At 68.1% G+C, this 22,744-nt stretch carries 17 protein-coding genes; 9 read left to right on the top strand and 8 right to left on the bottom strand.

Annotated features, from left to right (window positions below; all coding sequences use genetic code 11):
- The first annotated feature begins 163 nt into the window (after window positions 1-163).
- From antA to HHL15_RS17225, 7 genes are all read left to right on the top strand, one after another.
- Window positions 164-1,582: an anthranilate 1,2-dioxygenase large subunit gene (antA, locus tag HHL15_RS17255; protein ID WP_169147041.1), complete on the top strand. Its 1,419-nt coding sequence runs from the start codon at window positions 164-166 to the stop codon at window positions 1,580-1,582.
- Window positions 1,579-2,070: an anthranilate 1,2-dioxygenase small subunit gene (antB, locus tag HHL15_RS17250; protein WP_169147040.1), complete on the top strand. Its 492-nt coding sequence runs from the start codon at window positions 1,579-1,581 to the stop codon at window positions 2,068-2,070. The genes antA and antB overlap by 4 nt, the downstream gene beginning before the upstream one ends.
- Window positions 2,071-2,182: 112 nt before the next feature.
- A complete protein-coding gene (locus HHL15_RS17245) occupies window positions 2,183-3,427 on the top strand; it encodes a dienelactone hydrolase family protein (RefSeq protein ID WP_169147039.1) in 1,245 nt (414 codons plus the stop codon).
- An 8-nt stretch (window positions 3,428-3,435) separates the two neighbouring features.
- Window positions 3,436-4,221 carry an SDR family oxidoreductase gene (locus HHL15_RS17240; RefSeq protein WP_235943458.1) on the top strand — a complete coding sequence of 262 codons (786 nt, stop codon included), beginning with the start codon at window positions 3,436-3,438 and terminating at the stop codon, window positions 4,219-4,221.
- 98 nt (window positions 4,222-4,319) lie between these two features.
- The gene (locus HHL15_RS17235) at window positions 4,320-5,558 is read left to right on the top strand and encodes a styrene monooxygenase/indole monooxygenase family protein (RefSeq protein ID WP_169147038.1); all 1,239 of its coding nucleotides are present in this window, start codon (window positions 4,320-4,322) and stop codon (window positions 5,556-5,558) included.
- Window positions 5,559-5,578: 20 nt separating this feature from the next.
- A complete protein-coding gene (locus HHL15_RS17230) occupies window positions 5,579-6,115 on the top strand; it encodes a flavin reductase family protein (RefSeq protein ID WP_169147037.1) in 537 nt (178 codons plus the stop codon).
- 44 nt (window positions 6,116-6,159) lie between these two features.
- A complete protein-coding gene (locus HHL15_RS17225) occupies window positions 6,160-7,104 on the top strand; it encodes a SphA family protein (protein WP_169147036.1) in 945 nt (314 codons plus the stop codon).
- 232 nt (window positions 7,105-7,336) lie between these two features.
- Here the strand turns inward: HHL15_RS17225 and HHL15_RS17220 are convergent, their stop codons facing one another.
- Complete coding sequence (locus tag HHL15_RS17220; protein WP_169147035.1) at window positions 7,337-9,235, bottom strand: IPTL-CTERM sorting domain-containing protein; 1,899 nt, start codon at window positions 9,233-9,235, stop codon at window positions 7,337-7,339.
- A gap of 365 nt (window positions 9,236-9,600) precedes the next feature.
- Between HHL15_RS17220 and HHL15_RS17215 the strand changes: the two genes are divergently transcribed.
- Entirely contained in the window at window positions 9,601-11,226 is a 1,626-nt protein-coding gene (locus tag HHL15_RS17215; protein WP_169147034.1) for a potassium channel family protein, read from the top strand.
- Between the two features lie 18 nt (window positions 11,227-11,244).
- Here the strand turns inward: HHL15_RS17215 and HHL15_RS17210 are convergent, their stop codons facing one another.
- The 3 genes from HHL15_RS17210 to HHL15_RS17200 all read right to left on the bottom strand — a co-directional run bounded on the left by HHL15_RS17210 (window position 11,245) and on the right by HHL15_RS17200 (window position 15,536).
- Window positions 11,245-13,908: a bifunctional acetate--CoA ligase family protein/GNAT family N-acetyltransferase gene (locus HHL15_RS17210; RefSeq protein WP_169147033.1), complete on the bottom strand. Its 2,664-nt coding sequence runs from the start codon at window positions 13,906-13,908 to the stop codon at window positions 11,245-11,247.
- 134 nt (window positions 13,909-14,042) lie between these two features.
- A complete protein-coding gene (locus HHL15_RS17205; protein WP_169147032.1) occupies window positions 14,043-15,239 on the bottom strand; it encodes a globin domain-containing protein in 1,197 nt (398 codons plus the stop codon).
- A 42-nt stretch (window positions 15,240-15,281) separates the two neighbouring features.
- A complete protein-coding gene (locus tag HHL15_RS17200; protein ID WP_235943457.1) occupies window positions 15,282-15,536 on the bottom strand; it encodes a hypothetical protein in 255 nt (84 codons plus the stop codon).
- A 135-nt stretch (window positions 15,537-15,671) separates the two neighbouring features.
- Between HHL15_RS17200 and HHL15_RS17195 the strand changes: the two genes are divergently transcribed.
- Window positions 15,672-16,109 (top strand): RrF2 family transcriptional regulator, encoded by a 438-nt coding sequence (locus HHL15_RS17195; protein WP_169147031.1) that lies wholly within the window; start codon window positions 15,672-15,674, stop codon window positions 16,107-16,109.
- A gap of 12 nt (window positions 16,110-16,121) precedes the next feature.
- Here HHL15_RS17195 and HHL15_RS17190 read toward each other — a convergent pair whose 3' ends face one another.
- The 4 genes from HHL15_RS17190 to HHL15_RS17175 all read right to left on the bottom strand — a co-directional run bounded on the left by HHL15_RS17190 (window position 16,122) and on the right by HHL15_RS17175 (window position 21,999).
- The gene (locus HHL15_RS17190) at window positions 16,122-17,951 is read right to left on the bottom strand and encodes an ExeM/NucH family extracellular endonuclease (protein ID WP_169147030.1); all 1,830 of its coding nucleotides are present in this window, start codon (window positions 17,949-17,951) and stop codon (window positions 16,122-16,124) included.
- A gap of 99 nt (window positions 17,952-18,050) precedes the next feature.
- Entirely contained in the window at window positions 18,051-18,698 is a 648-nt protein-coding gene (locus tag HHL15_RS17185) for a lysozyme inhibitor LprI family protein (protein ID WP_169147029.1), read from the bottom strand.
- Window positions 18,699-18,723: 25 nt separating this feature from the next.
- Window positions 18,724-19,269 carry a hypothetical protein gene (locus tag HHL15_RS17180; RefSeq protein ID WP_169147028.1) on the bottom strand — a complete coding sequence of 182 codons (546 nt, stop codon included), beginning with the start codon at window positions 19,267-19,269 and terminating at the stop codon, window positions 18,724-18,726.
- A gap of 231 nt (window positions 19,270-19,500) precedes the next feature.
- Entirely contained in the window at window positions 19,501-21,999 is a 2,499-nt protein-coding gene (locus HHL15_RS17175) for an alkaline phosphatase D family protein (protein WP_169147027.1), read from the bottom strand.
- Window positions 22,000-22,744 lie beyond the last annotated feature (745 nt).

The following is a 22,744-nucleotide window of genomic DNA, read 5'->3' as shown; positions in this document are numbered from 1 at the left end:
CCGGAGGGCTTTCTAGCCGCAGAGTGCAACGCCTTTCCCCTTGGGCTGCAGTGTCCGGCCAATGTGTAAAAAAGTGGATCGCGTTTGAAGAGTTTCTGGCTAGTTGGCCGGGTGGCCGCGGAGTTCAATGGCTTCGCACCCCCCCAACACAAAGGACAACTCAATGAACGCGAAAAGTATTGCGGACTGGCGCGAATACGTTTCCGGTTGCCTGGATTTCCGGCCGGCCGAAGGTATCTACCGGATCGCCCGGGACATGTTCACCGAGCCGGAGCTGTTCGATCTCGAGATGGAGCTGATCTTCGAGAAGAACTGGATCTATGCCTGCCACGAGAGCGAGATCCCGGCGGCCAACGATTTCATCAGCATGAACGCCGGCCGCCAGCCGATGATCATCACCCGCGACGGCGACGGCCAGCTGCATGCCCTGATCAATGCCTGTGCCCACCGCGGCGCCACCCTGACCCGCGTCTGCAAGGGCCGCCAGGCCTCCTTCACCTGCCCCTTCCACGCCTGGACCTACAAGACCGACGGCCGCCTGGTGAAGGTCAAGGCGCCCTCCGAATACCCGGAGGATTTCGACAAGAGCACGCGTGGCCTCAAGAAGGCCCGCATCGAGAGCTACAAGGGCTTCGTCTTCATCAGCCTGGACACCGAGGGGCAGGACAGCCTGGTGGACTTCCTCGGCGACGCCCGCATCTTCTTCGACATGATGGTCGCCCAGTCGCCCACCGGCGAGCTGGAGGTGCTGCCTGGCCGTTCCAGCTACACCTTCGACGGCAACTGGAAGCTGCAGAACGAGAACGGCCTGGACGGCTATCACGTGAGCACCGTGCACTACAACTACGTGGCCACCGTGCAGCACCGCCAGCAGGTCAATGCCGACAAGGGTGCCGCCAGCGACACCCTGGACTACAGCAAGCTCGGCGCCGGCGACGCGGAGACCGACGACGGCTGGTTCTCCTTCCGCAATGGCCACAGCGTGCTCTTCAGCGACATGCCGAACCCCCGCGTGCGCCCCGGCTACGCCAGCGTGATGCCGCGCCTGGTGGCGGAGCACGGCCAGCAGAAGGCCGAGTGGATGATGCACCGGCTGCGCAACCTCAACATTTATCCCAGCCTGTTCTTCATGGACCAGATCAGCTCCCAGATCCGCATTGTGCGGCCGGTGGCCTGGAACAAGACCGAGGTGATCAGCCAGTGCATCGGCGTGAAGGGCGAGTCGGACGCCGACCGGGAAAGCCGCATCCGCCAGTTCGAGGACTTCTTCAACGTGTCGGGCATGGGCACGCCGGACGACCTGGTGGAGTTCCGCGAAGCCCAGCGCGGCTTCCAGGCCCGCCTCGAGCGCTGGAGCGACATCTCCCGTGGCCACGGCAAGTGGGCCGAAGGCCCCACCGCCAACACCGAGGCCCTGGGCATCAAGCCGGTGCTGACCGGCACCGAGTTCACCCACGAAGGCCTCTACGTCAACCAGCACGCCCACTGGCAGCGCTTCCTGCTGGCGGGCCTCGAGCGCAAGGCCCGGGCACATAGGACGCAGGCACATAAGACGCAGGCACATAGGGAGGAGCAGGCATGAACCCGCAGCTGCACTACGAGATCGAGCAGTTCCTGTTCCGCAAGGCCGCCCTGTGCGACGCCCAGGACTGGGATACCTACCTGGACCTGTTCGACGAGCAGTCCGAATACCACGTGCCCCAGTGGGACTCCGAGCATCGCTATACCACAGACCCGAAGCGCGGCATGTCGCTGATCTACTACGCCAACCGCTCCGGCCTGGAAGACCGGGTGTACCGCATCCGCACCGGCAAGTCGGCCGCCTCGACGCCGATGCCGCGGACCCTGCACGAGACCGGCAATGTGCGCATCCGGCCGCTGGACGACGGCCAGCTGGAGGTGAAGGCCAACTGGAACACCCTCTACTACCGGCTGGGCAAGGCCGAGCAGCTCTTCGGGCACGTCACCTACCACCTGCGCCGCCAGGGCGAGGACTGGAAGATCACCCGCAAGCACGTGCTGCTGCTCAACGACACCATCAACTCGGTGCTCGATTTCTACCACCTGTGAGCCCTGCTGCAGCTTTCTGCGCAGGCCGGACAGGAGCTGCACTGGCCGGATAGAAGGCTGTTGGACACCTGCCCAGAATAGGCAGGGCAGTACCACCCCAAAGGAGAAAAGAATGAAAGGTCGTTACATCCAGGTGCCGTCCAAGGACGGTACGTTCGCCGCCTACCTGACGGCTTCCGTCGATGGCAGCGGGCCGGGCATCGTCCTGTGCCAGGAGATCTTCGGCGTCAATGCGGCCATGCGGGCCGTGGCCGACCACCTCGCCGAAGAGGGCTACACCGTGCTGGTGCCGGACCTCTTCTGGCGCCAGGAGCCGGGTGTGGAGCTGGGCTACGAGCAGGAGGACTTTGCCCGAGCCTTCGCCCTGTACAAAGACTTCAACGAGAACCTCGGAGTGGATGACATCCAGGCCAGCCTGACTCACCTGCGCGGCCTGCCCGAATGCAGCGGTGACGCGCTGGGCGTGGTGGGCTACTGCCTGGGTGGCAAGCTGGCCTACCTGGCGGCCTGCCGCCTGCCCGAAGTGGCCTGTGCGGTGGCCTACTACGGGGTGGGCATCGAGAACGCCCTGGGCGAACTCGAAGGCCTGCGCGGCCGGCTGGTCCTGCACATCCCCGAGCTGGACGACTTCTGCCCGCCGCCGGCCCGCGAGGCCATCGTCCAGGCCCTGGCCCGCCTGCCGCGCACCGAGGCCTACGTATACCCCGGTGTCGGCCACGCCTTCGCCCGGCCGGCCGGCGCCCACTACGACAAGCCCTCCGCGCTGCTCGCCCACGAGCGCAGCATCGCCACCCTGCGCCGGGTGCTGGGCCCCGACTACAACCTGTCGGCCCTGTGGGAGGAGCACATCCGCCACGAGTTCGACACCCGCGACGTGCCCGCCACCATGGCCACCATGGTGGACCAGCCCTATGTGAACCACATCCCGACCATGACCGGCGGGGTGGGCAGCAAGGATCTGAGCCGCTTCTACCGCTACCACTTCATCCACAACAATCCGGCCGACATGCGCCTGACCCCGATCTCGCGCACGGTGGGGGCGTCCCAGGTGGTGGATGAGTTCATCATGAGCTTCACCCACGACCGCGAGATCGACTGGCTGCTGCCGGGCGTGGCGCCCACCGGCAAGTACGTGGAGATTCCCATGCTCGGGGTGGTCAAGTTCCGCGGGCCCAAGCTCTACCACGAGCACATCTACTGGGACCAGGCCAGCGTGCTGGTGCAGGTCGGCCTGCTCGACCCCGCCGGCCTGCCGGTGGCCGGCGTGGACACCGCCCGCAAGCTGCTCGACGAGAGCCTGCCTTCCAACACCCTGATGCCGAGCTGGCCGACCAGCGAAGGCAAGCCCATCGTCTGAGGAGCTCGATGATGAAAAGACTTCAGGACAAGATCGCCATCGTCAGCGGTGGCGCCACCCTCATCGGCGCGGCGGTGGCCCGTGGCCTCGTCGAGGCCGGCGCCCGCGTGGCGATCTTCGACATCGACCCGGCCGGCGCCCGGGTGGCGGATGAGCTGGGCGGTGCCGGCTTCTTCCAGGCGGTGGACCTCACCGACGACGCGGCCCTGGCTGCGGCCGTGGCCGCGGTACGCCAGCACTTCGGTGGGGTGGACCTGCTGATCAACCTGGCCTGCACCTACACCGATGATGGCTTTGCCTCGCCCCGTCAGGACTGGCTGCGGGCGCTGGACATCAACCTGGTGTCGGCAGTGGCCCTGACCCAGGCCGTGCATGAAGACCTCAAGGCGCGGCGCGGCGCAGTGGTGAACTTCACCTCCATCTCGGCCGGCGTGGCCCAGACGGGTCGCTGGATCTACCCGGTGTCGAAGGCCGCCATGCGTCAGCTGACCCGTTGCATGGCCATGGACCTGGCGCCCGACGGCATCCGCGTCAATGCCGTGTCGCCGGGCTGGACCTGGTCGCGGGTGATCGCCGAAGTGAGCGGCGGCGACCGGGCCAGGGCTGACAAGGTGGCCGCCGACTACCACCTGCTGGGGCGCCTCGGCGACCCGGCCGAGGTGGCCAACGTGGTGGTCTTCCTGTGCTCGCCCGAAGCCAGCTTCGTCACCGGCGCCGACTACGCCGTCGATGGCGGCTATTCGGCGATGGGGCCGGAGGGCAACCAGCCCGCGATCCCGCGCCTGGCCGGGTAGGCCCGGCCCCAGCCCGATAACAACCCAGTAACACCCCCTATCCGGCCAGCCGTGCCGGAGGGGGAGCTGCACCCCGTCCATCCCCAAGGAGGTTCATCATGCGTCGCATCGCCATCGTCGGAGCCGGCCAGTCCGGTCTGCAACTTGCCCTCGGTCTGCTTGCCAAGGGCTATCAAGTCACCGTCACCACCAACCGCAGCGGCGAGGAGATCCGTGCCGGCAAGGTGACATCCAGCCAGTGCATGTTCGATGCCTCCCTCGAGATCGAGCGGGAGCTGGGCCTCAACTTCTGGGAGGAGAGCTGCCCGCCGGTGGAAGGTATCGGCCTCACCGTGCCCCACCCGGAGCAGCCGGGCAACAAGCTGTTCTCCTGGAGCGCCCGCCTCGAGAAGGTGGCCCAGTCGGTGGATCAGCGGGTCAAGTTTCCGCGCTGGCTCGAGGAGGTGGAGCGCCGCGGCGGCGAAGTGCGCCTGCAGGACGTGGGCGTGGCCGAGCTGGAGGAACTGAGCGCCAGCCACGACCTGGTTCTGCTGGCTGCCGGCAAGGGCGAGATCGTCAACCTCTTCACCCGCGACGCCGAGCGCAGCCGCTTCGCCCAGCCCCAGCGCGCCCTGGCCCTCTCCTACGTGACCGGCATGACCCCGGTCGAGCCCTATTCGCGGGTGGCCTTCAACCTGATCCCCGGCGTCGGCGAGTACTTCGTGTTCCCGGCCCTGACCCTCAGCGGCCCTTGCGAGATCATGGTCTTCGAGGGCATCCCCGGCGGCCCGATGGACTGCTGGCAAGGAGTCAGCTCGCCGGAGCAGCACCTCGAACGCAGCCTCGAGATCGTCAATCGCTACCTGCCCTGGGAGGCCGAGCGCTGCCGCAACATCGCCCTCACCGACGACAAGGGCTTCCTGTCCGGCCGCTTCGCGCCGACCATCCGCAAGCCGGTGCTGACCCTTCCGTCGGGCCGTCACGTGTTCGGCATGGGCGACGCGGTGGCGGTGAACGACCCGATCACCGGCCAGGGCTCCAACAACGCCACCAAGTGCAGCCGCATCTACATGGATGCCATCCTGGCCCGCGGCGACCAGGCCTTCAGCCCCGACTGGATGAACGCCACCTTCGAGCGCTTCTGGAGCTACGCCCAGCACGTGGTGGCCTGGACCAACAGCATGCTGCTGCCGCCGCCGCCGCACCTCCTCAAGGCGCTCGCCACGGCCGCCCAGTCCCCCGAGCTGGCCCACCTGATCGCCAACGGCTTCGACGATCCGCGCCGCTTCGTGCCCTGGTGGTTCGATGCCGAGCAGTGCGAGAAGCTGATCGAGCGCACCCTGCCGCTGGCCGCCTGAGCACCATGGAGCCCGCCACCATGAACGCGCCCGAAAAGCTCCCCTCAGTGCTGTGCGACGCCCGCGAGTGCGATGCGAGGGCCCTGCGCAGCCTGCTCGGCCAGTACGCCACCGGTGTCACCGTGATCACCACCCGCGCGGCCGACGGTCGCAAGGTGGGGATGACCGCCAACTCCTTCTCCTCGGTGTCCCTGGAGCCGCCGCTGATCCTGTGGAGCCTGGCCCGCTCGGCGCCCAGCCTGGCGGACTTCCAGGCCGCCTCGCACTTTGCGATCCACGTGCTGGGGCGTGACCAGCACAGCCTGTCGAACCGCTTCGCGCGGCCGGCGGAGGACAAGTTCGCTGGCCTCGACCACCGCGAGGGCCCGGCCGGCGTGCCCCTGCTGGAAGGTGCCGTGGCCACCCTGGTGTGCCGCAACCGCCAGCAGTACGACGGCGGCGACCACCTGATCTTCATCGGCGAGATCGAGCAGTTCGGCCAGGAAGGGGGCGAGCCGCTGCTCTTCCACGCGGGCAGCTACCGGGTCGCCATCCCCCATCCGGACCTGCAGGCCTGAGTGCGCCGGGCCCCGTCTTTTCAAACCCATAGAGAGAATCCGACATGAAGAAGACACGATCCATCCGTGCCGCTGCCTGCCTGTGCCTGGCTGCCGGCATGGGCAGCGCCCAGGCCTACGACCTGCCGGTGGTCAACCTCGGCCTCACCAGCTTCCTGGACGGCGGCCTGCCCGCTGGCCCGGGGCTGTACATCCAGCAGTATTTCCTCGACTACCGCTCCGACAGCCTGAAGGACGACAAGGGCAACACGCTCGGCCTGCCCAAGACCGACCTGAGCTACCAGGTCGCGGTGACCCAGCTCAGTTACCTGTCCGGCCTGCGCTGGGGCGATGCCAGCCTGGGCCTCAACGCCGTGCTGCCGGTGGTGACCCGGATGAGCGTGGATGACGGCATCGGCAACGCGGCCCTCAAGGGGCAGAGCGGGGTGGGCGACCTGCTGGTCGGGCCCTTCATCCAGTTCGACCCGGTGATGGGCGCCGCGGGGCCGAAGTTCGTGCATCGCATCGAGCTGCAGGTGAACATGCCCACCGGCAAGTACAGCGAAGGCAAGGCGGTGAACCCTGGCAACAACAACTGGTCCTTCAACCCCTACTGGGCCGCCACCTGGTGGTTCTCGCCGAAGTGGAGCGCCTCGCTGCGCGCCCACTACCTGTACAACTTCAAGAACCATTCGCCGTCCCTGGCCTTTGGCGATGTGTCCTCCGTGCAGGCCGGTCAGGCCGTGCATGCCAACTTCGCCACCGAGTACGCGGTGACGCCGCAGCTGCGCCTGGGCCTGGCGGGCTACTGGCTGAACCAGCTCACCGACACCAAGGTGGATGGGCACGCGGTGGCGGGGCGCAAGGAGAAGGTCTGGGCGATCGGGCCGGGGGCGATGTACAGCTTCTCGCAGGACGATCACCTGGTGTTCAACACCTACTTCGAGCAGGACGTGAAGAACCGCCCCGAGGGGTCGCGGCTGCAGCTGCGCTACATCCACCACTTCTGACCGGGCCGGATTGGCCGGGAAGTCCTGGTTCGGGGCCTGCGATGTGCAGGCCCTTGTTTTGCAGCCCCTTCTGCCGTCCATGGCCGGCATGCAATTAAAAATACCCCCACGCTCCCCGCTGCGCGGCTCGCTGCCCCCCGAGGGGGTGCTTTTCATCTTGGGACGGCCCGGCGATGAAAAACGCCGCCTTGCGGCGGCGTCCGGACGGCCTTGCCCCACGGGGGGCGGGGGCTCAGTGCCCGGTGTTGCGGCGGGCGCGCATCCCGAAGCCGAGCAGCAGGCTGCTCAACAGGATCAGCCCCCATTCACCGAGGGTCGGGATACCGGTTATGCCGGAGCCTCCACCACCGGCGCCGCCGGCACCCGTCACGGTGATGCTCACCGTCGCGGTGGCGCAGTTGGGCGTGGGAGCGCGGTCGCAGACCCGGTAGCTGAGGGTGTAGTTGCCGGCTGGCACCGATGCACCCACAGTGACGGCACCGGTGCCCGTGTTGAGGACGATGCCTGCATGGGTGGAGCTCAACTGCGTCAGGGTCACCGCAGCCAGCGACGGGTTGCTGCTGCCCAGGTTCGAGTCGTTGGCAAGCACGTTCGGCACTGCGGTGCTGCTGCTGCCCGCCGTGACCACGCCCGCGTCGTTGCCGGCCTGCACCGTACTGGCTACGGTGGTGACGGCACTGGCGGAGCACGGGCTGGCGGTGTTGCCCGGGGCGCAGGTGCCGCCGCCCGGGGGCGTGGCACTGGCAGTGTTGGTGACTGTGCTGCCGACAACCGCCGAGTTGCTCAGGATGGCGGTGACGGTGTAGGTGACGATCGCGCCGGTGGGCAGGGAGGCGATGGTCTGGCTGAGCGCGCCGCTGCCGCTGGCCGCCGGGCAGCTGGTGCCGCTGGCGCTGCAGGTCCAGCTCATCGAGGCCGCACCAGTGGGCAGCGGATCACTGACCACGGTTCCGTTGGCGGACACCGAGCCGGTATTGCGCAGGGTGAGGGTGTAACGGACCGTTCCACCCGGTGAGGCGCTCGCCACGTTGGCTGTCTTGGTGAAGCTCACCTGGGGCGGGGGCGGGGGCACGCTGGCCGAGCTGGTACACGGCGGGGCGCTGCCGCTCGGGGCGCACACTGCGCCGCCCGGCGGGGTGACGCTGGCCGTGTTGACGATGGACGACGGCGGTGAATTGCTGACGACCCCGTGCAAGGTGTAGGTGGCTTTGCTGCCGACGGGCAGGCTGGTGATCGTGTCGGTGATGCCGCCGCTGCCGCTGGGGCTGCACACGGCGCCGCCGGTGGCCACACATGACCAGGTGGCGCTGCTGAAGCCCGCGGGCAGCGGATCGGAGACGGCGACGTTGGTGGCCGCCGCGGTGCCCACGTTGCTCACCACGATGGTGTAGTCGATGGTGGCACCGGCTACGATGGTGGTGGAGGGGGTGGTCTTGCTTACGTTGATCTGGGGCGTGCTGTCGCACACTGCGTTGGCCACCATCTGGGCCATGAAGCCCTCGTAGTTGGCGCCGCTCTGGATCTGTACGACGAGGGTGTTGAGGCCGGTCTGCCAGTTGTGGTTGAGCAGGGTGCTGGCCGCCTGGGCGCTGGCATAGCCCATCCCGGTGTAGCCGCCGGGCTGCGGCAGGCCGGTGGTCTGCCCGCTTTGCGCCACGCCATTGACATAGACCTCCGCCACGCTGTTGTCCGAATTGAAATTCATGGACAGGGCAAAGGTGGACGGGGTGACGGCCGGGTCCAGGTAGAACTGGTAGCGGTAATACCAGTCTCCGGTCGGGCTCGTCTTGTCGACGCTGGCGCCTTCACGGCTGATCCAGTTGGCGTTGCCGAAGGGGCTGGCTGCCCAGGCCACCGGGACGAGGTTGCCTACATACGCGGGCCCCCAGTTGACCGTCGCGGGCGGCGGCTGAACGATGCCGGCGGGCGGCTGCATCTCCGACACCTCCCAGTGAGCGTCGGGGCTGCCATCGGGCAGGATCCCGTTGGTGGCAAGGTTGTAGCCGGTGTTCAGGGTGCTGGCGTTCGAGTTGCAGCTGAGCGTGGGCGGTGCCGCCAAGGCGGCGTGGCTGAGGGCCAGCCCGGCGACTACCAGTGCGGTGTGCCAGGGTTTTCGGAAAGTACGGTGCAAGCCTGACGCGAACGGGGCGCCCGGTTCGGGTTTCGATTCGGTGATGAGCATGGAAAGTCTGGAATGCAATGATTGATGGGAGTGCGTTGCCGCCGGTTTCGTTTTCTGTTCGATCGTCATGCAGTGGCGCCGCCATTGCTGCTTGAGCCGGTGCAAATGACAATTCGTTACACAAGGCCGGAGCTTAAGTGATGAAAGGACGAAGGCTTGTGGCAAATTTGGGTAATTTTGTGTCTTGATGGCATTTGTGCACGGAGCAGACCCACCTTTGCCGATGCCTCCCGCGCTCTTGACCCTCTTCCCGGGGCCCTCGATACTGGGAAAGTCCTCACCATGAGCAGGGTTTTCTCCGCCCGCCACCATCCATGTTTTCCCGACTCAAGCGATCCACCCGGCGCCTGCTGGCTCTGCTGGCCGTGCTGCCTGCCACTGTGCTGCTGCTGGGCGTGATCTACATGCTGGGCATGGAGCACCTCGAGGGGACCCCGCGGACCTTCCTCGAGAGTATCCAGTGGGCGTCCGAAACCCTCACCACCACGGGCTATGGCGGCGACAACCATTGGAACCATCCGCTGGTGGCGCTGTTCGTGATCCTCGGCCAGTTCATGGGTCAGTTCCTGGTGTTCCTGATCTTTCCGGTCTTCGTGCTGCCTTATTTCGAAGAGCGCTTTGAAGTGCGCTTGCCGAACGTGCTGCCCAAGATGGAGGGCAAGGTGTTGTTCTATCGCTATGGCTTGGTCATCGAGCCCCTGCTCGAGGACTTCAAGCGCACCGCCACGCCCTTTGTGATCTTCGAGGAGGATCTGGCTCAGGCCCGCCACCTGCGCGACCGGGGCCATGACGTGGTGTTCGGTCAGCTGGCGGAGGATTCCAGCGTGCTGGCGCGGGTGTGCGAGGCCCGCGCGGTGGTGGCCAACGGGGGGGATCACCGCAATGCCACCTGCACTCTGATCGTGCGTGAGCTGGGCTTCACCGGGCCGCTGTTTGCCCTGGCCGACGAGCCGCTGTACCGCGCGCCAATGTTGCAGATCGGCGCCACCGACGTGTTCACGCCCTCCCATGTGCTGGGGGCGGCCCTGGCCTCACGGGCCAGCGTGCGCATCAGCCCGCCGGCCGAGGGCATGCACCTGCTCGGCGAGAAAGTGGGCATGGGGGAGTTCCGGGTGCGCCCCAACAGCTCCCTGGCCGGCCGCCGTCTGGGCGACCTGCGCTTGCGCGAGACCCATGGCGTGGCGGTGATCGGCGCCTGGCGGGGCGGCGTATTCACCACCTCCAAGGGGCCGGACACGGTGGTCGAGCCCGGTGCCATCCTGGTGCTGGTCGGGGCCCCGCGTGGGCTCGAGGAGGTGGAGCGCATGGCCATGCCGATCCGCCGTTCCGGCCCCATCGTGGTGGCCGGCTTCGGGGCGGTGGGGCACAAGGTGCGCGAGATCCTGCGCGATGCCGGCGAGCACTGCGTGACCATCGACCGGGCTGCGGCGGCCGGGGTGGATGTGGTCGGCAACATTCTCGAGCACGCCACCCTGGTGCAGGCCGGCGTACATGAGGCCAGCGCGGTGATTCTGGCCCTCAGCGACGATGGCGAGTCGGTCTTTGCCACCGCCGCGGTGCGCGAGTTTGCGCCCCAGGTGCCCCTCATCGTGCGCGTGCTGCGCGCCACCAACACCGGCCGCCTGTACCGTGCCGGGGCCGATTTCGCGATCTCGGTGGGTGAGGTGGCCGGGCAGATCCTGGCCCATCACCTGCTCGACGAGCAGACCCTGGGCCTCGAGAGCCGCATCAAGTTCAGCCGCATGGAGGCTGGCGCGCTGGCTGGCATTCACCCCTGGCGCAGCGAGGCGCTGGAGCGCACCGGCGCAAAGATCGTGGCGGTGGAGCGTGGCCAGGAGGTCATCGTGACCTTCAGTGACGACTTTGCGATCCGCCCGGACGATGTGCTCTTTCTGTGCGGTTCCCTCAACAGCCTGGAGCGCTATCGCCAGGCGTTCTAGCTGCGGGGCCCGCCAGGGTCAGCCATGCAGGGCCTTGCTGACCCGGCGCAGCCCGCTTTCCTCGGGGTGCGGGCCGATGGTGAAACCGAGGGCCTGCATCAGGCGCAGCATCTTGGGGTTGTTGCCGAGCACGTCGCCGACCATGGTGCGATAACCATGGGCCCGGGCGCAGTCGATCAGGGCGCCCATCAGGCGACGGCCGAGTCCGTAGCGTTGCCAGTCATCGCCGACCACCAGGGCGAACTCCACCGCCTCGCCGTCCGGCGCCAGCGCGTAGCGGGCGCCGCCGATCAGGCGCTCGGCGCCGTCCACCGTGGTGGTGGCCATCAGGGCCATCTCCCGATCGTAGTCTATCTGCGTGAAGCGAGCGATCAGGCTCGGCGGGAGGCTGTCGATCTCCTCCATGAAGCGGAAGTAGCGGGTCTCCGGGCTCAGGCTGTCGAAGAAGATCTGCACCAGGTCGGCGTCCTCGGGGCGGATCGGGCGGACCCGCACGATGCGGCCGTCGGGCATCTTCCAGTCCTGCTGGAGGTGGGCCGGGTAGGGATGGATCGCCATGTGGGCGTAGCGGTCGCTGCCGGCGGGCAGGCCCTGATCGATGACCATGCGGGCGTCGGCGACGATGGCGCCCGCTTCGTCCACGATCAGCGGATCGATCTCCAGGCTCTTCAGCCAGGGCAGTTCGCAGACCAGGCCGGACACGGCGATCAGCACATCCTCCAGGGCCTGCCGGTCGGCGGCCGGCAGCTCGCCCAGCGGGCCGAGCAGGCGGGCCACCGCGGAGGAGTCGATCAGGTCGCTGGCCAGCACCGGGTTGAGGGGGGGCAGGGCGAGGGCCTGCTCGTCGCTGCGGCCCATCCGCGAACCACCGGTGCCGAGTCCGATGACCGGTCCGAACACCGGGTCGCGGAAGACCGACAGGCGCAGTTCGCGGCCGTGGGGGCGGTGCAGGTAGGGCTCCAGGGACACGCCGTTGATGCGGGCCTCCGGGTGGCCGGCGCGCACGGTGGCGAGGATGTCATGGAAGGCGCTCCACACTGATTCGGCGGCGCCCAGGTTGAGGCGCACCCCGCCGGCGTCGGCCTTGCGCGGCAGGTCGGGCGAGTCGATCTTCATGACCACCGGAAAGCCGGTCTGCTCCGCCGCGAAGAGGGCCTCGGTGGCGTCCCGGGCCAGGGTGCCCGGAGTCACCGGCACCCCGAAGCTGCGCAGCAGGGTCTTGGATTCGGGGCTGGACAGCACCGTGCGGCGCTGGCCGAGCAGGGCCTCCACCAGCAGCCGGGCGCCCGCCGGGCCATTGCGGCCGTTGCCGGTGGTGCGCCCGGCGGCCTGCAGCAGGAGGTTCTGGTTGCGGTAGAAGCGGGAGATGTTGTGGAACAGCTCGATGGCGGTGTCCGGCGAGCGGAACACCGGCAGGCCGGCCTGCTCCAGCAGGCTGCGGCCCTCGGCCACCTGGCCGCCGCCCATCCAGCAGGCACATAGGCAAAGGCGCGAGTCGGCGGCCACTTCGATGAGGCTGCGGGCGACCTCCAGCGGATCGGTCATGGCGTGGGGTGACAGCATGACCAGCACGTTGTCTACCGCCGGGTCTTCGGCCAGCAGGCGCAGGGTGTCGCGATAGCGCTCCGGCGAGGCGTCGCCGCCCAGGTCGAGGGGGTTGCCGGGGCGCCGTTCGCCGGCGATCAGGCGGCCCAGTCTGGCCAGGCTGTCGTCCGACAGGGCAGCCAGCGGAATGCCCAGGTCGCCGGCCCGGTCGGCGGCCATGGCGCCGGGCCCGCCGCCGTTGGTGACGATGGTCAGCGGCGCTTCACGCGGGCGGAAGCCGGAGGCCAGGGCCTTGGCGGCGAAGAACAGCTGGCCGATGTGCTGGACCCGCACCACCCCGGCACGCCGCATCGCCGCGTCGAACACCGCATCGGCCACGCAGGCGCTGCCGGTGGGGCCGTCGTCCTCGTGGCGGCCGGCCTTGAGCAGGATGATCGGCTTGATCCGGGCCGCCGAGCGCAGGGCGCTCATGAAGCGCCGGGCGTGGCGCACGTGATCCACGTAGAGCAGGATGTGGCGGGTGCGCGGGTCGTGCACCAGGTAGTCGAGGGTCTCGCCGAAATCCACGTCCAGGGTGGAGCTGAGGGAGATCACCGACGAGAAGCCGACCTGGTTGGTGGCCGCCCAGTCCAGCACCACCGAGCACATGGCGCCGGACTGCGACACCAGGGCCAGGTCGCCCTTGCCCACGGCAATGCGGGTGAGGGCTGCGTTGAGGCCGATGTCCGGCCGCAGGATGCCCAGGCTGCCCGGCCCGAGCAAGCGCAGGCCGGTCTCGCGGGCGGTGTCGAGCAGGCGCTTCTCCAGGGCGTCGCCACCCGGGCCGGTGGCGGTGACGATCACCGCGTTGCGCACCCCGCTGCGGCCGCACTGCTCGACGATGGCATGCAGGGCCCGCGCCGGAGCGGCGATCACGGCCAGGTCCACGCGCCCGCCGATGTCCTCCACCGAGGCATGGCAGGGCTGGCTGAAGACCGTCTGATGCTTGGGATTGACCGCATGCAGGGGGCCGCGGAAGCCGGCCTCACGCAGGTTGGAGAAGATCACCCGGCCCACCGAGCGGGCCTCTTCGGAGGCACCGATCACGGCGATGGAGGCGGGTTCGAACAGGGTGGCCAGGGAATGGCGGGTCGGCATCGCAGCCCTCGGATGGGTTACTCGGTAGTTGCGATGTATAACATTTTTGCGGGGAAAATATATTGAGTTGTATCGTATTTGGCCCGTGGCGCCCTCCCGGCGCGGGGGCCGGGAGTGGACGCGGAGAGTGGGGCCTACTCCAGCTCGCCGAACAGGTCGGGGCCGAAGACTTCGTAGTGGATGCGCTCCCGCGGGATGCCCCGGGCCACCAGGGCGCGCCGCTGCAACTGCATGAAGGGCAGGGGGCCGCACAGGTAGACGTCGGCGTCGTCGGGCAGCGCTTCCACCCGGTCCAGGTCCATGCGTCCGGTGAGGGCGCCGGTTTCGGCTTCGTCCGGTGTCTCCAGCCACAGGTGCTGGCGGGCCTGCTGCAGCGCGCCGAGGGCTGCATGCACCTCGTCACGGTGGGGGAAGTGCAGGCGGTCGGTGGTGGCGTAGCCAAACACGACCGGGCGTGCCGGCTGGGTGGCGGCCAGGTGGCGGAGCATGGCCAGCATCGGGGTGATGCCCACGCCGGCGCTCAGCAGCACCACCGGCCGGTCGCCGTCGGCGAGCTGGAAATCCCCGGCCGGCGGGCCGACCCGCAGCGTGTCGCCAACCCGGATCACGTCATTGAGTTGGCCGGACACTGCGCCCGGCGGGGCACCCTCGCCATGCGGGACGCGCTTGATGGTGATCCGCCAGGTCTCGCCGCCGGGAGCGTCGGACAGGCTGTACTGGCGTACCTGGATCAGCCCGCTGGCGGGGATGGGCAAGGCCACGCTGATGTACTGGCCCGGGATGAAGCCGGCCGGCAGGCTGCCGTCGGCCGGGCGCAGGCGCAGGGCGACGATGCCATCGGCGGCCTCTTCCCGGTCCACCACCTGCATTTCCGGCCAGTCCTGGCCGGCTTGCCAGTCGCGGGCCTGGTAGAGGCGCGCTTCGCGGGCGACCAGCTCGGTGGCCATCAGCCAGTACACCTCGTCCCAGGCGGCGGCGATGTCGGGGGTGATGGCGGCGCCCAGCACTTCGCCAAGGGAGGCCAGCAGGTGCCGGCCGACGATGGTGTATTGGGCCGGGGTGATGCCCAGGCTGACGTGCTTGTGGGCGATGCGGTCGAGCACTGGCCCGATGATCGCCGGCTTGTCCATGTGGGAGGCGAAGGCATACACCGATCCGGCCAGGGCCTGGGCCTGGTCGCCGGTGGCCTGGTTGCCCATGTTGAAGAGGTTCTTCAGCTCCGGATGGTGGCTGAACATGCGTTCGTAGAAATGGCGGGTGATGGCTTCGCCGTGGGCGAGCAGTACGGGCACGGTGGCCTCGATCAGCGGGCGGGCGGTGAGGGACAACATGGGCGTTTCCTTTGTGTGGTGGAGCGCAAGCCTACGGGCGGATCAGCCCGCCTGGAGGTTGCCAAGGGCGTGGTGGGCGGCCAGCCGGATCACGTAGCCGAGCTTGAAGAAGGCCGCCGAGATCGGCAGGGCCAGGTGTCCGGCGATCTGCGTGCCAAGGCTGAAGCGCTCGGCGAAGGGATAGGCGACCAGGGTCGAGGCGAGCATGCCGAGCCCGGCGATGAGCATCATCGAGCGTCCGGTGAACAAGACCTTGCCGGGGTTGGGGAAAGGGCTGGGGTTCTCTGTGGGGTCCATCTTCATCTCCGTTCTGTGATCGGGTTAAGTGGACTTTAAGGTGCATCTTTTAAAGAGTCAATTAAAATGAATCTTAAAAAATTCCCCTTATAATGGAAGGGTTGAAGCCCCGCAGGCACCCTGAAAGGAGCCACCATGCACATCACCCAGCACACCGATTACGCCTTGCGCGCCCTGATCTACCTGGCCGCCAACGAACAGCGCCTGGTCACCATCCAGGAGGTTTCGGAGCGCTTCGAGGTGTCCCGCAGCCACATGATGAAGGTCGTCAATCAACTCATCCGCAATGGCTTTGTTGAGGGCGTCCGGGGCAAGGGGGGCGGCATGCGCCTGGCCCGCCGGCCAACGGAGATCAGGGTCGGCGAGGTGGTGCGCAGGATGGAGACCGACCTGGCCCTGGTGGAGTGCTTCACCGATACCAGCCGCTGTCTGCTCACCTCCACCTGCCGGCTGAAGGGGGTGCTCAACGATGCCCTGGAGGCCTTCTTCGAGTCCCTCGACCGGGTGACCCTGGCAGAGGTGCTGGGGCCGGCCCAGCACCAGTTGCTGCATGTGTTGAAGCGGGTGGCCTGAGGTCTGCGTGCTTCAGGGGTGGCGGCGCTGCGGTCGCGCCGCAGGGGCGCCTGCCCGCCCGGTGAGGTTCAGGCCGAGCAGCAGGGGATCATGATCCGAAGAGCGATAGGGCGTCCCGGCGCCAGGGCCAGGTGGGCAGTCGAAGCACTCCGCCTGCCTGTCGTCGAGGAGGGCCGGCTCGTCCGCGTTGATGTGCCAGTGGGCGACCCCGCTGACCCGGGGGGCCAGGGACGCACTGGCCAGGGCGTGATCCAGGTAGCCGGCCTCGCCATTGAACACATAGGAGTACTGCAGTTGCCGGCGCCCGGCCAGCAGGTCGTTAAAGCCGGCGGCGCTGAGCTGCCTGACCGGATCTTCCTGGCCGTAGGCATTGAGGTCGCCGATCAGGAGCACGTTCCGGCTGCCTGATGCCGATTGGATCTGCGCCGCAAAGGCGCTCAGCTGACGTGCCTGCGCCATGCGGCGCGCGTTGTAGCAGCCCTGGCCCTTACCCTGGTCCAGGTCGGGGCCGCTGGCGCTCCCGCAGTTCTTTGACTTGAAGTGATTGACGATCACGGTGAGCCGCTCGCCCGACGGCGTGGCAAAGGTCTGGGCCAGCGGCGGCCGGTTGTTGACCGGGGCGGGGTCGGAGCGCGCCGCTCCCACCGGCTTGAGGCGGTCCGGCTTATGGATCAGGGCGACCCGGATTGCATCCGTACCCGTACCCTCGACCGGATCGGCCACGGCCGCATAGGTGCCGGCGCCCATGACGGCGTTGAGTCCGCTGACCAGGTCTTGCAAGGCGCTGTCCTTGCCGTCGCCGTCATTCTCGATCTCCACCAGGCCGACCACGTCTGCGTCGATGGCGGCCAGGGCGCTGATGATCTTCAGCCGTTGGCGTTCGAAGCCGGCGGCCGTGGTCGCGCCGCGGGGGGTGGGGAAGCCGCCGCCGCGGCCATCGCCATTGAAGTAGTTGTGCACATTGAAGCTCGCCACCTTGTGTGTGCCACCGACCCGGGCCGGTGAGGGCGGACGCGGGTTGCGGTGATAGAACGCCGGTGTCGTGGTCGGGTGGAGGCGGTAGCCGGTGGTGGCAGGCGTGCCGTTCCCGGCCAGCCCCTGGTCGAGGATGCCCACCAGATGGCCCCGCACCGTGTCGCCCGTGCGCAGGGTGCCGCCTTCGTCCAGGTAAGGGGGCGGGTCCGGATTCTGCCGGGAGGCGCCGTCGTCCAGCACCAGCAGGCCGCGCTGGTTTGCCGCGGCCAGGGCGATGGCCCTCGGTGACCCGGGGGGATGGCGGTTGGTGGCCCTCTCGAGGCGCCCCCCGGCCGACAGGCTCAGCTGGCCATAGCGGCCGAGGAGTGAGTTCTGGACCACCGTCATGGGGGACACGATGCGCACCCGCATCCCCTCGTAGCGCTCCAGTCCTCCCCAGGCGGGCTCCGGCAAGGACACGTCCACCGGGCGTGGGGGCGCGCTGCCGCCCCGCACGGTAACGGCGCCGGGGTGGATCAGTTCGGTGAGGCCATTGAACTCAGCCACTGTTCCCGCCAGGCGGATGTGGGCGCCGACGGCCACGCCTGCCGGCATGATGGGGGCGTCCACATACACGAAGATCCCGTCGGAGGTGGCCGGATCACCATCGCCTGTCGGATCTTGCAGGAAGAAACCCTTGAGGCCGGGGAAGATTGCCGTCACCACACCGCCGGTGGTGAGGGTTTCGCCCAGGTGCGGGCTGGCACTACCGGTGCCCTGGATGGCCGGGATGGGAACTAGAGGCGGGGCGGCCTGCGCCATGCCACCGGTGGCATGGGTGAGGCCGGTGGCGAGAAGGGCTGCCGCCAGGTGATCGGCGATGGGCATGGAGGCTCAGGATGGATGAGTGCAACGAGGTTCCATCCTCATCCATTTTTATGCTGATTGGCAATGCCATGGCCGGCGCCCGTACCTGCCTCCGCGGACCTATCGCGCCGTGCACTGCAGTTCGTCGGTCTTGCCGGTGCCGGTGTCCAGCCAGCTCACCTTCACGATCTTGTCCTGGTGGACGAGGCTGATGTTCTGGCCCTCGTAATGGCCGGCGTTCGCCGCGCCCACCTGCCACAGCGTCACGCTGCGGTCCCCGCGCTCCAGCCGTATTGTTGCCGGATCGGTGTCGAAGAAGCTGGCCACCACCTCATTGGCTGGATTGCCCTGGCAGGCATGGGAGACGGTCTGCGCCGCCACCAGCCGCCAGAGCGCCTGCAGCCCGGACGTGCGGAGCCGGTACTGGGCATCGACACAGGCCCTCACCGTATCGACGGTCCAGGTCGCGGTGATCCAGGTCTGCTGCCCGTTGGCCTTCCAGCAGTCGTTCCGGCCCTTGACCCACCCACGCTGCTCGGCACGCAACTGGGCAGCGAGCTTCCCGGGGGCTTTCGCCAGCGCCGCCTTGTAGACCGCATCGAGCTTGCGGTCGAAGGCTGCCAGGGCCGGATCGCTGCAGATCAGCTTCTCGACTTCACCCTGTGCCCTGGCACAGTTGAACGTGGGGCCCTCGGCGAAGGCCGGGCCGGAGAAGGGCAGCGCGCAGGCAAGGGCCGCTAGCGCAGGAAACAGTGCTTTTCTCGTCATGATCCTCATGCTCAAGTCCGTTGCTTCATGGAGACGTCGTCGTGTCCGGGGCGCCCCAGCGGGGGGTGTGTCGATAGGAAACATGAACGCCGTCCAGGCGCTGCTCGCTCTTGAACACACGCACCCGGGAGTCGTGCACCAGCACGAGCGATCTCTCGTCCTTCCATTCGACGGAGAGTTCAGGCCCTCCGCCAGGCCCGCTTGGCGCCGCGCCGTGATCCGTGTCGGATATGAACAGGTTTCCGGACCCGGAGTCCAGATCTTCGTCGGCGTCGAGAAGGGATGCCTGGGTGCTGAAACCCGTCGTTGCGCCACAACTGCGTTCAAACACAAGGACGCGGCGCCTGCCTTCCGGGGACGGGTATTCCGCAATCGGGGTGTTGTCGCACAGCCCTTCGCCCAGCTTCAGGATGACCAGGGTGGAGAGGACGGTAGCAGCGATCAGAAGGACGACGAGGACACCTGCCGACCACAGAAAAACGCGGAGCGCGGATCGGAGCGCTGCCCCGATGCGGCCCGCCCGCGAAGATTCCGGAGGCTCCCTCCGGGCCGGGAGCTCAGGCTTTTTCACTGGGGCACGGACTCGTCTGGTTGAAGGGTGATACTGGCCGCAGATCCTCCGGGGAGACGGGCAATACCAGCAGTGGGTTCATGTTGTGTGGGACTCGGTCCCCAGTGCCGCAGAATTCCATCTGCATTGGCCTGGATGGTCACACTTGGCCTGCATCCCTCCTATGAACTGTTTCACTCTTGCAGACTCCCGGAGCCTGTCGATCCAGGCTCCGGGAGTCCACCTGTGGCTTCAGTCTCCGCTCATCGTCACCGCAGCCGCATTCACCGGGATGCTGGCGGTGAGTGTGCGGGCGATGACGTTCGCCGGGGCCTGGTTGCCGGCCAGCCGGTTGAGGGTCTTGAACACGCAGCTGAGGCCGTCGGGGGTGATGGTCACCACGCCGTAGCCCTGGGCGTCGGTGCTGGCCCACTTGATCCACGGGTTCTTCGAGATGCCGGCCAGTTGCTGGGCGAGGCCGAGGAGCTGGGTGGAGAAGGCCGGGTCGGCCTTGAGGCCGGCGAGGACGGCCGAGGTGGTGGCGTCCAGCGCGGCCTCGGGAACGCCGAGGGCGGCGAGACCGCTGCGCACGCGCACACGGGCCTGTTCGGCGAGGCTGTCGAGGGTCGGCGGGTGGCCGGCCATGGTGTAGTCGAAGAGGTTGAAGCGCAGGTTGAGGGTGCCCACCCCGCTCACCGGCACGGACAGGGGGTAGTAGATGAGGGTGGCGAGGTCCGGGCTCACCGCGCCGACGGCGTCGGCGTAGAAGGTGAACAGGGATTCGGAGCTCATCCCGGCGGTGACTAGGTCCACCATCACCGGCTGGGGGCTGGCGGCGTCATGGTCGTCCATCACCACGCCGGCGTCGAAGCAGTGCAGGTCGCCGGTGAGGGCCACCACGTTCCTGATGCCGGCGGACTTGAGGTGGGCCATCAAGTCCTTGCGCTCGGCGTTGTAGCCGTCCCACTGGTCGCAGTTGAACAGGAAGCGGGTGAAGAAGCCCTGCAGCGCCGCGGCCTTGCCGGAGGCCTGCACGAAGCTGGAGGTGGCGCCCCGGGCCTGGATGTCGGGCTTGATGTAGCCGAAGGCGATGGTCTGGGCCCCGGCGGCGACCTGGGCGGTGCTGCCGGAGGCGGCCGCTGCGGCGCCGAAGGCCGCGGCGGCGATGCCCGCCTGGGTCTGGCTGAGGCCGGCCGCCATCCCGGCGGCGACCGGGTTGCCGGAACCCGCCGCCGCGCTCGCAATGGCGGTGGCGCCGGCCACCGCGCTGGCCTGGCTGGCGCCTGCCGTCATCGCCGCCACGACTGCGCTGGCCACGGCGGCATTGCCACCTGTGGATGCCAGGGCCGCCTCGATGTTGCCGGCCAGGGTGGATACGGATTGCAGCGCGAACAGGGTGGCGATGGCATCGGTGCCGTCCAGCTGCATGCGCAGCAGGGACACCTCGTTGCACCACAGCTTCCAGGTGGCGGGGGAGGCGGCCAGGGTGCTCTTCCACCACTCCCGCTGGCTGCGCCCGAGGATGGACACGCCGGACAGCTTGTCGTCGGCGCTGGCGCCGGCCATCTTCAGGCTCTCGAAGGTGTCGCGGGTGGTCTGGGGCACCACGTAGCGGGCGCCGATCTCGCCCAGGGGCGCGCCGCTGGCCGGGTTGACCAGGGCCTCCGGCACGATGTGGTCGGCGCGGTAGGTGCGCTGGTCGGTCACCACCAGATGGGCCAGCCTGCCCCATTGGATGTCCCGGTACAGGCGCAGGGTCTCGAAGCCGGTGGTCTGCTCGTCCAGCTTCACGTCGGCCGGCATGAACTCGAACCAGGCCTGGTTGGCGGCGCGGCGGCGGCTGGTCTGGCGGGTGTTGTCGGCCTTGCCGGTGGCCGCGTCGTAGCTGCCGTTGTCGTAGGTGGTGGCGTCGCCCCAGCAGTCGTCGGAGAACTCGTGGTCGTCCCAGGTGGCCACGAAGGCGAAGCGCTCATGCACCGCCTGCAGGCGCGGGTCGGTCCGGTAGCGCTTGTACAGGTAGCGGTAGTCGGCCAGGGTGTTGGCGTATTTCGCGCCGCTGCTGCCTTTCTTGAAGGCGCCGTCGGGCAGCACCAGGGCGCCGTGGCGGGACTCCACCGCGCCGGTCTGGAAGGCCTCGCCGACGGTCTCGTAGATGTAGTCGCCGAGGTGCACGATCAGCTCGGCGTCCTCGTTCCTGGCGATGTGATCGAAGCCGCCCCAGTGATTGACGCTCCAGTCCTGGCAGCTCATGAAGATCAGGCGCAACTGGTCCACGCTGGCGCCGCGGGCCGGGGCGGTGCGGAAGCGGCCGACCCGCGAGCGCACCTCGCCGGCCTGGAACTGGTAGTAGTAGGTGGTGGCCGGCGCCAGGCCGGTGACCCGGTTGCGCAGGCTGTGGTCGTAGCGGGCATGCACCGGGATCCGGCTGTCCACCAGCAGGCGGCCGGCCAGCGCGGCGTTGCTGCCGAGGGCGCCCTTGTTGTCGGCGTCGGTGACGATCAGGCGGATGCTCACGTCCCCCGCACCAGTCGCCGTGGCCACGTCGTCCGCGTCGGCGGGCACCACCCGGGTCCACAGCACCGCGCCTTCGGGAGAGGGATCGCCGGAGGCGACACTCTGCGGGAACTTCCAGTTGCCACCGCTGGCCAGGGGCGGCAGGTCGCTCCCGCCGCCGCCACAGCCGGCCAGGCCACCAAGGGCCACCGAGACGCTCAGGAAACCGCTATTGCGCAGAAAAGTACGACGATCCATCGGGCAGCGCTCCAAGACATTCGAGCGGCCCAGTATGGTCAGGCGAGGTTACAGGGCGGTGTTGCGCCGCCGGGGAGCGTCAGCCCGGCTCGCGCTCCCCGGGCAGGAACTCCCCGCACCATGACAGCTTGCTCTGCGGCGGCGCGGAGCCGTGCTCCGCGAAACCCCGCCTCCGCCCCCGACGGGCGACCCCTTTCCTTGCGTCGCCAAAGAATGCACGGCGGAGGTCCAGGTGCTGACGAAAATCACCCAGGCCTGGACGCGGGGTGTCCACGGCTGGGTGATTTTTGTGCAGGTGTGGACGGGGGCGCTCAGGGGCTGGGTGATTTTGGTCCAGGGCTGGATGAATTTTGTGTAGCGGTGGATGGGATTTGTCGAGGGCTGGACGGGCGGGGTCCAGGCTTTGGGGAATTTTGTCCAGAGTTGGACGGATTTTGTCAGGGCCTGGAGGGGGGGCGTCCAGGGCTGGACGGGGGCCTGCTTGTTTGTGCCTTTGCTGGGCGGCTTTCCGTTGTTTTGGGTTGGATTGGCCGGGATTTCGCCCCGGCGGGCGACTCACTTCTTTGCTTCGCCAAAGAAGTAAGCAAGAAAGGCGACCCGCCTCGCCGGTCATTCGCTGCGCGAATGACTCCCCTGCGCTGCTCACGCCAGGCGGCCGGCGCGGAACTCGCCCTGCGGGCTCAGACAGCCGCGCCGGACTTCCCCGCCTGCCGTTCCGCTGCTCGGCGGGTCGGAACGGGCTTTT

The organism is Zoogloea dura, assembly GCF_012927165.1.
Taxonomy (GTDB): domain Bacteria; phylum Pseudomonadota; class Gammaproteobacteria; order Burkholderiales; family Rhodocyclaceae; genus Zoogloea; species Zoogloea dura.
The sequence above is the reverse complement of the archived record's forward strand: the minus strand, read 5'-3'. Positions and strand labels throughout refer to the sequence as shown.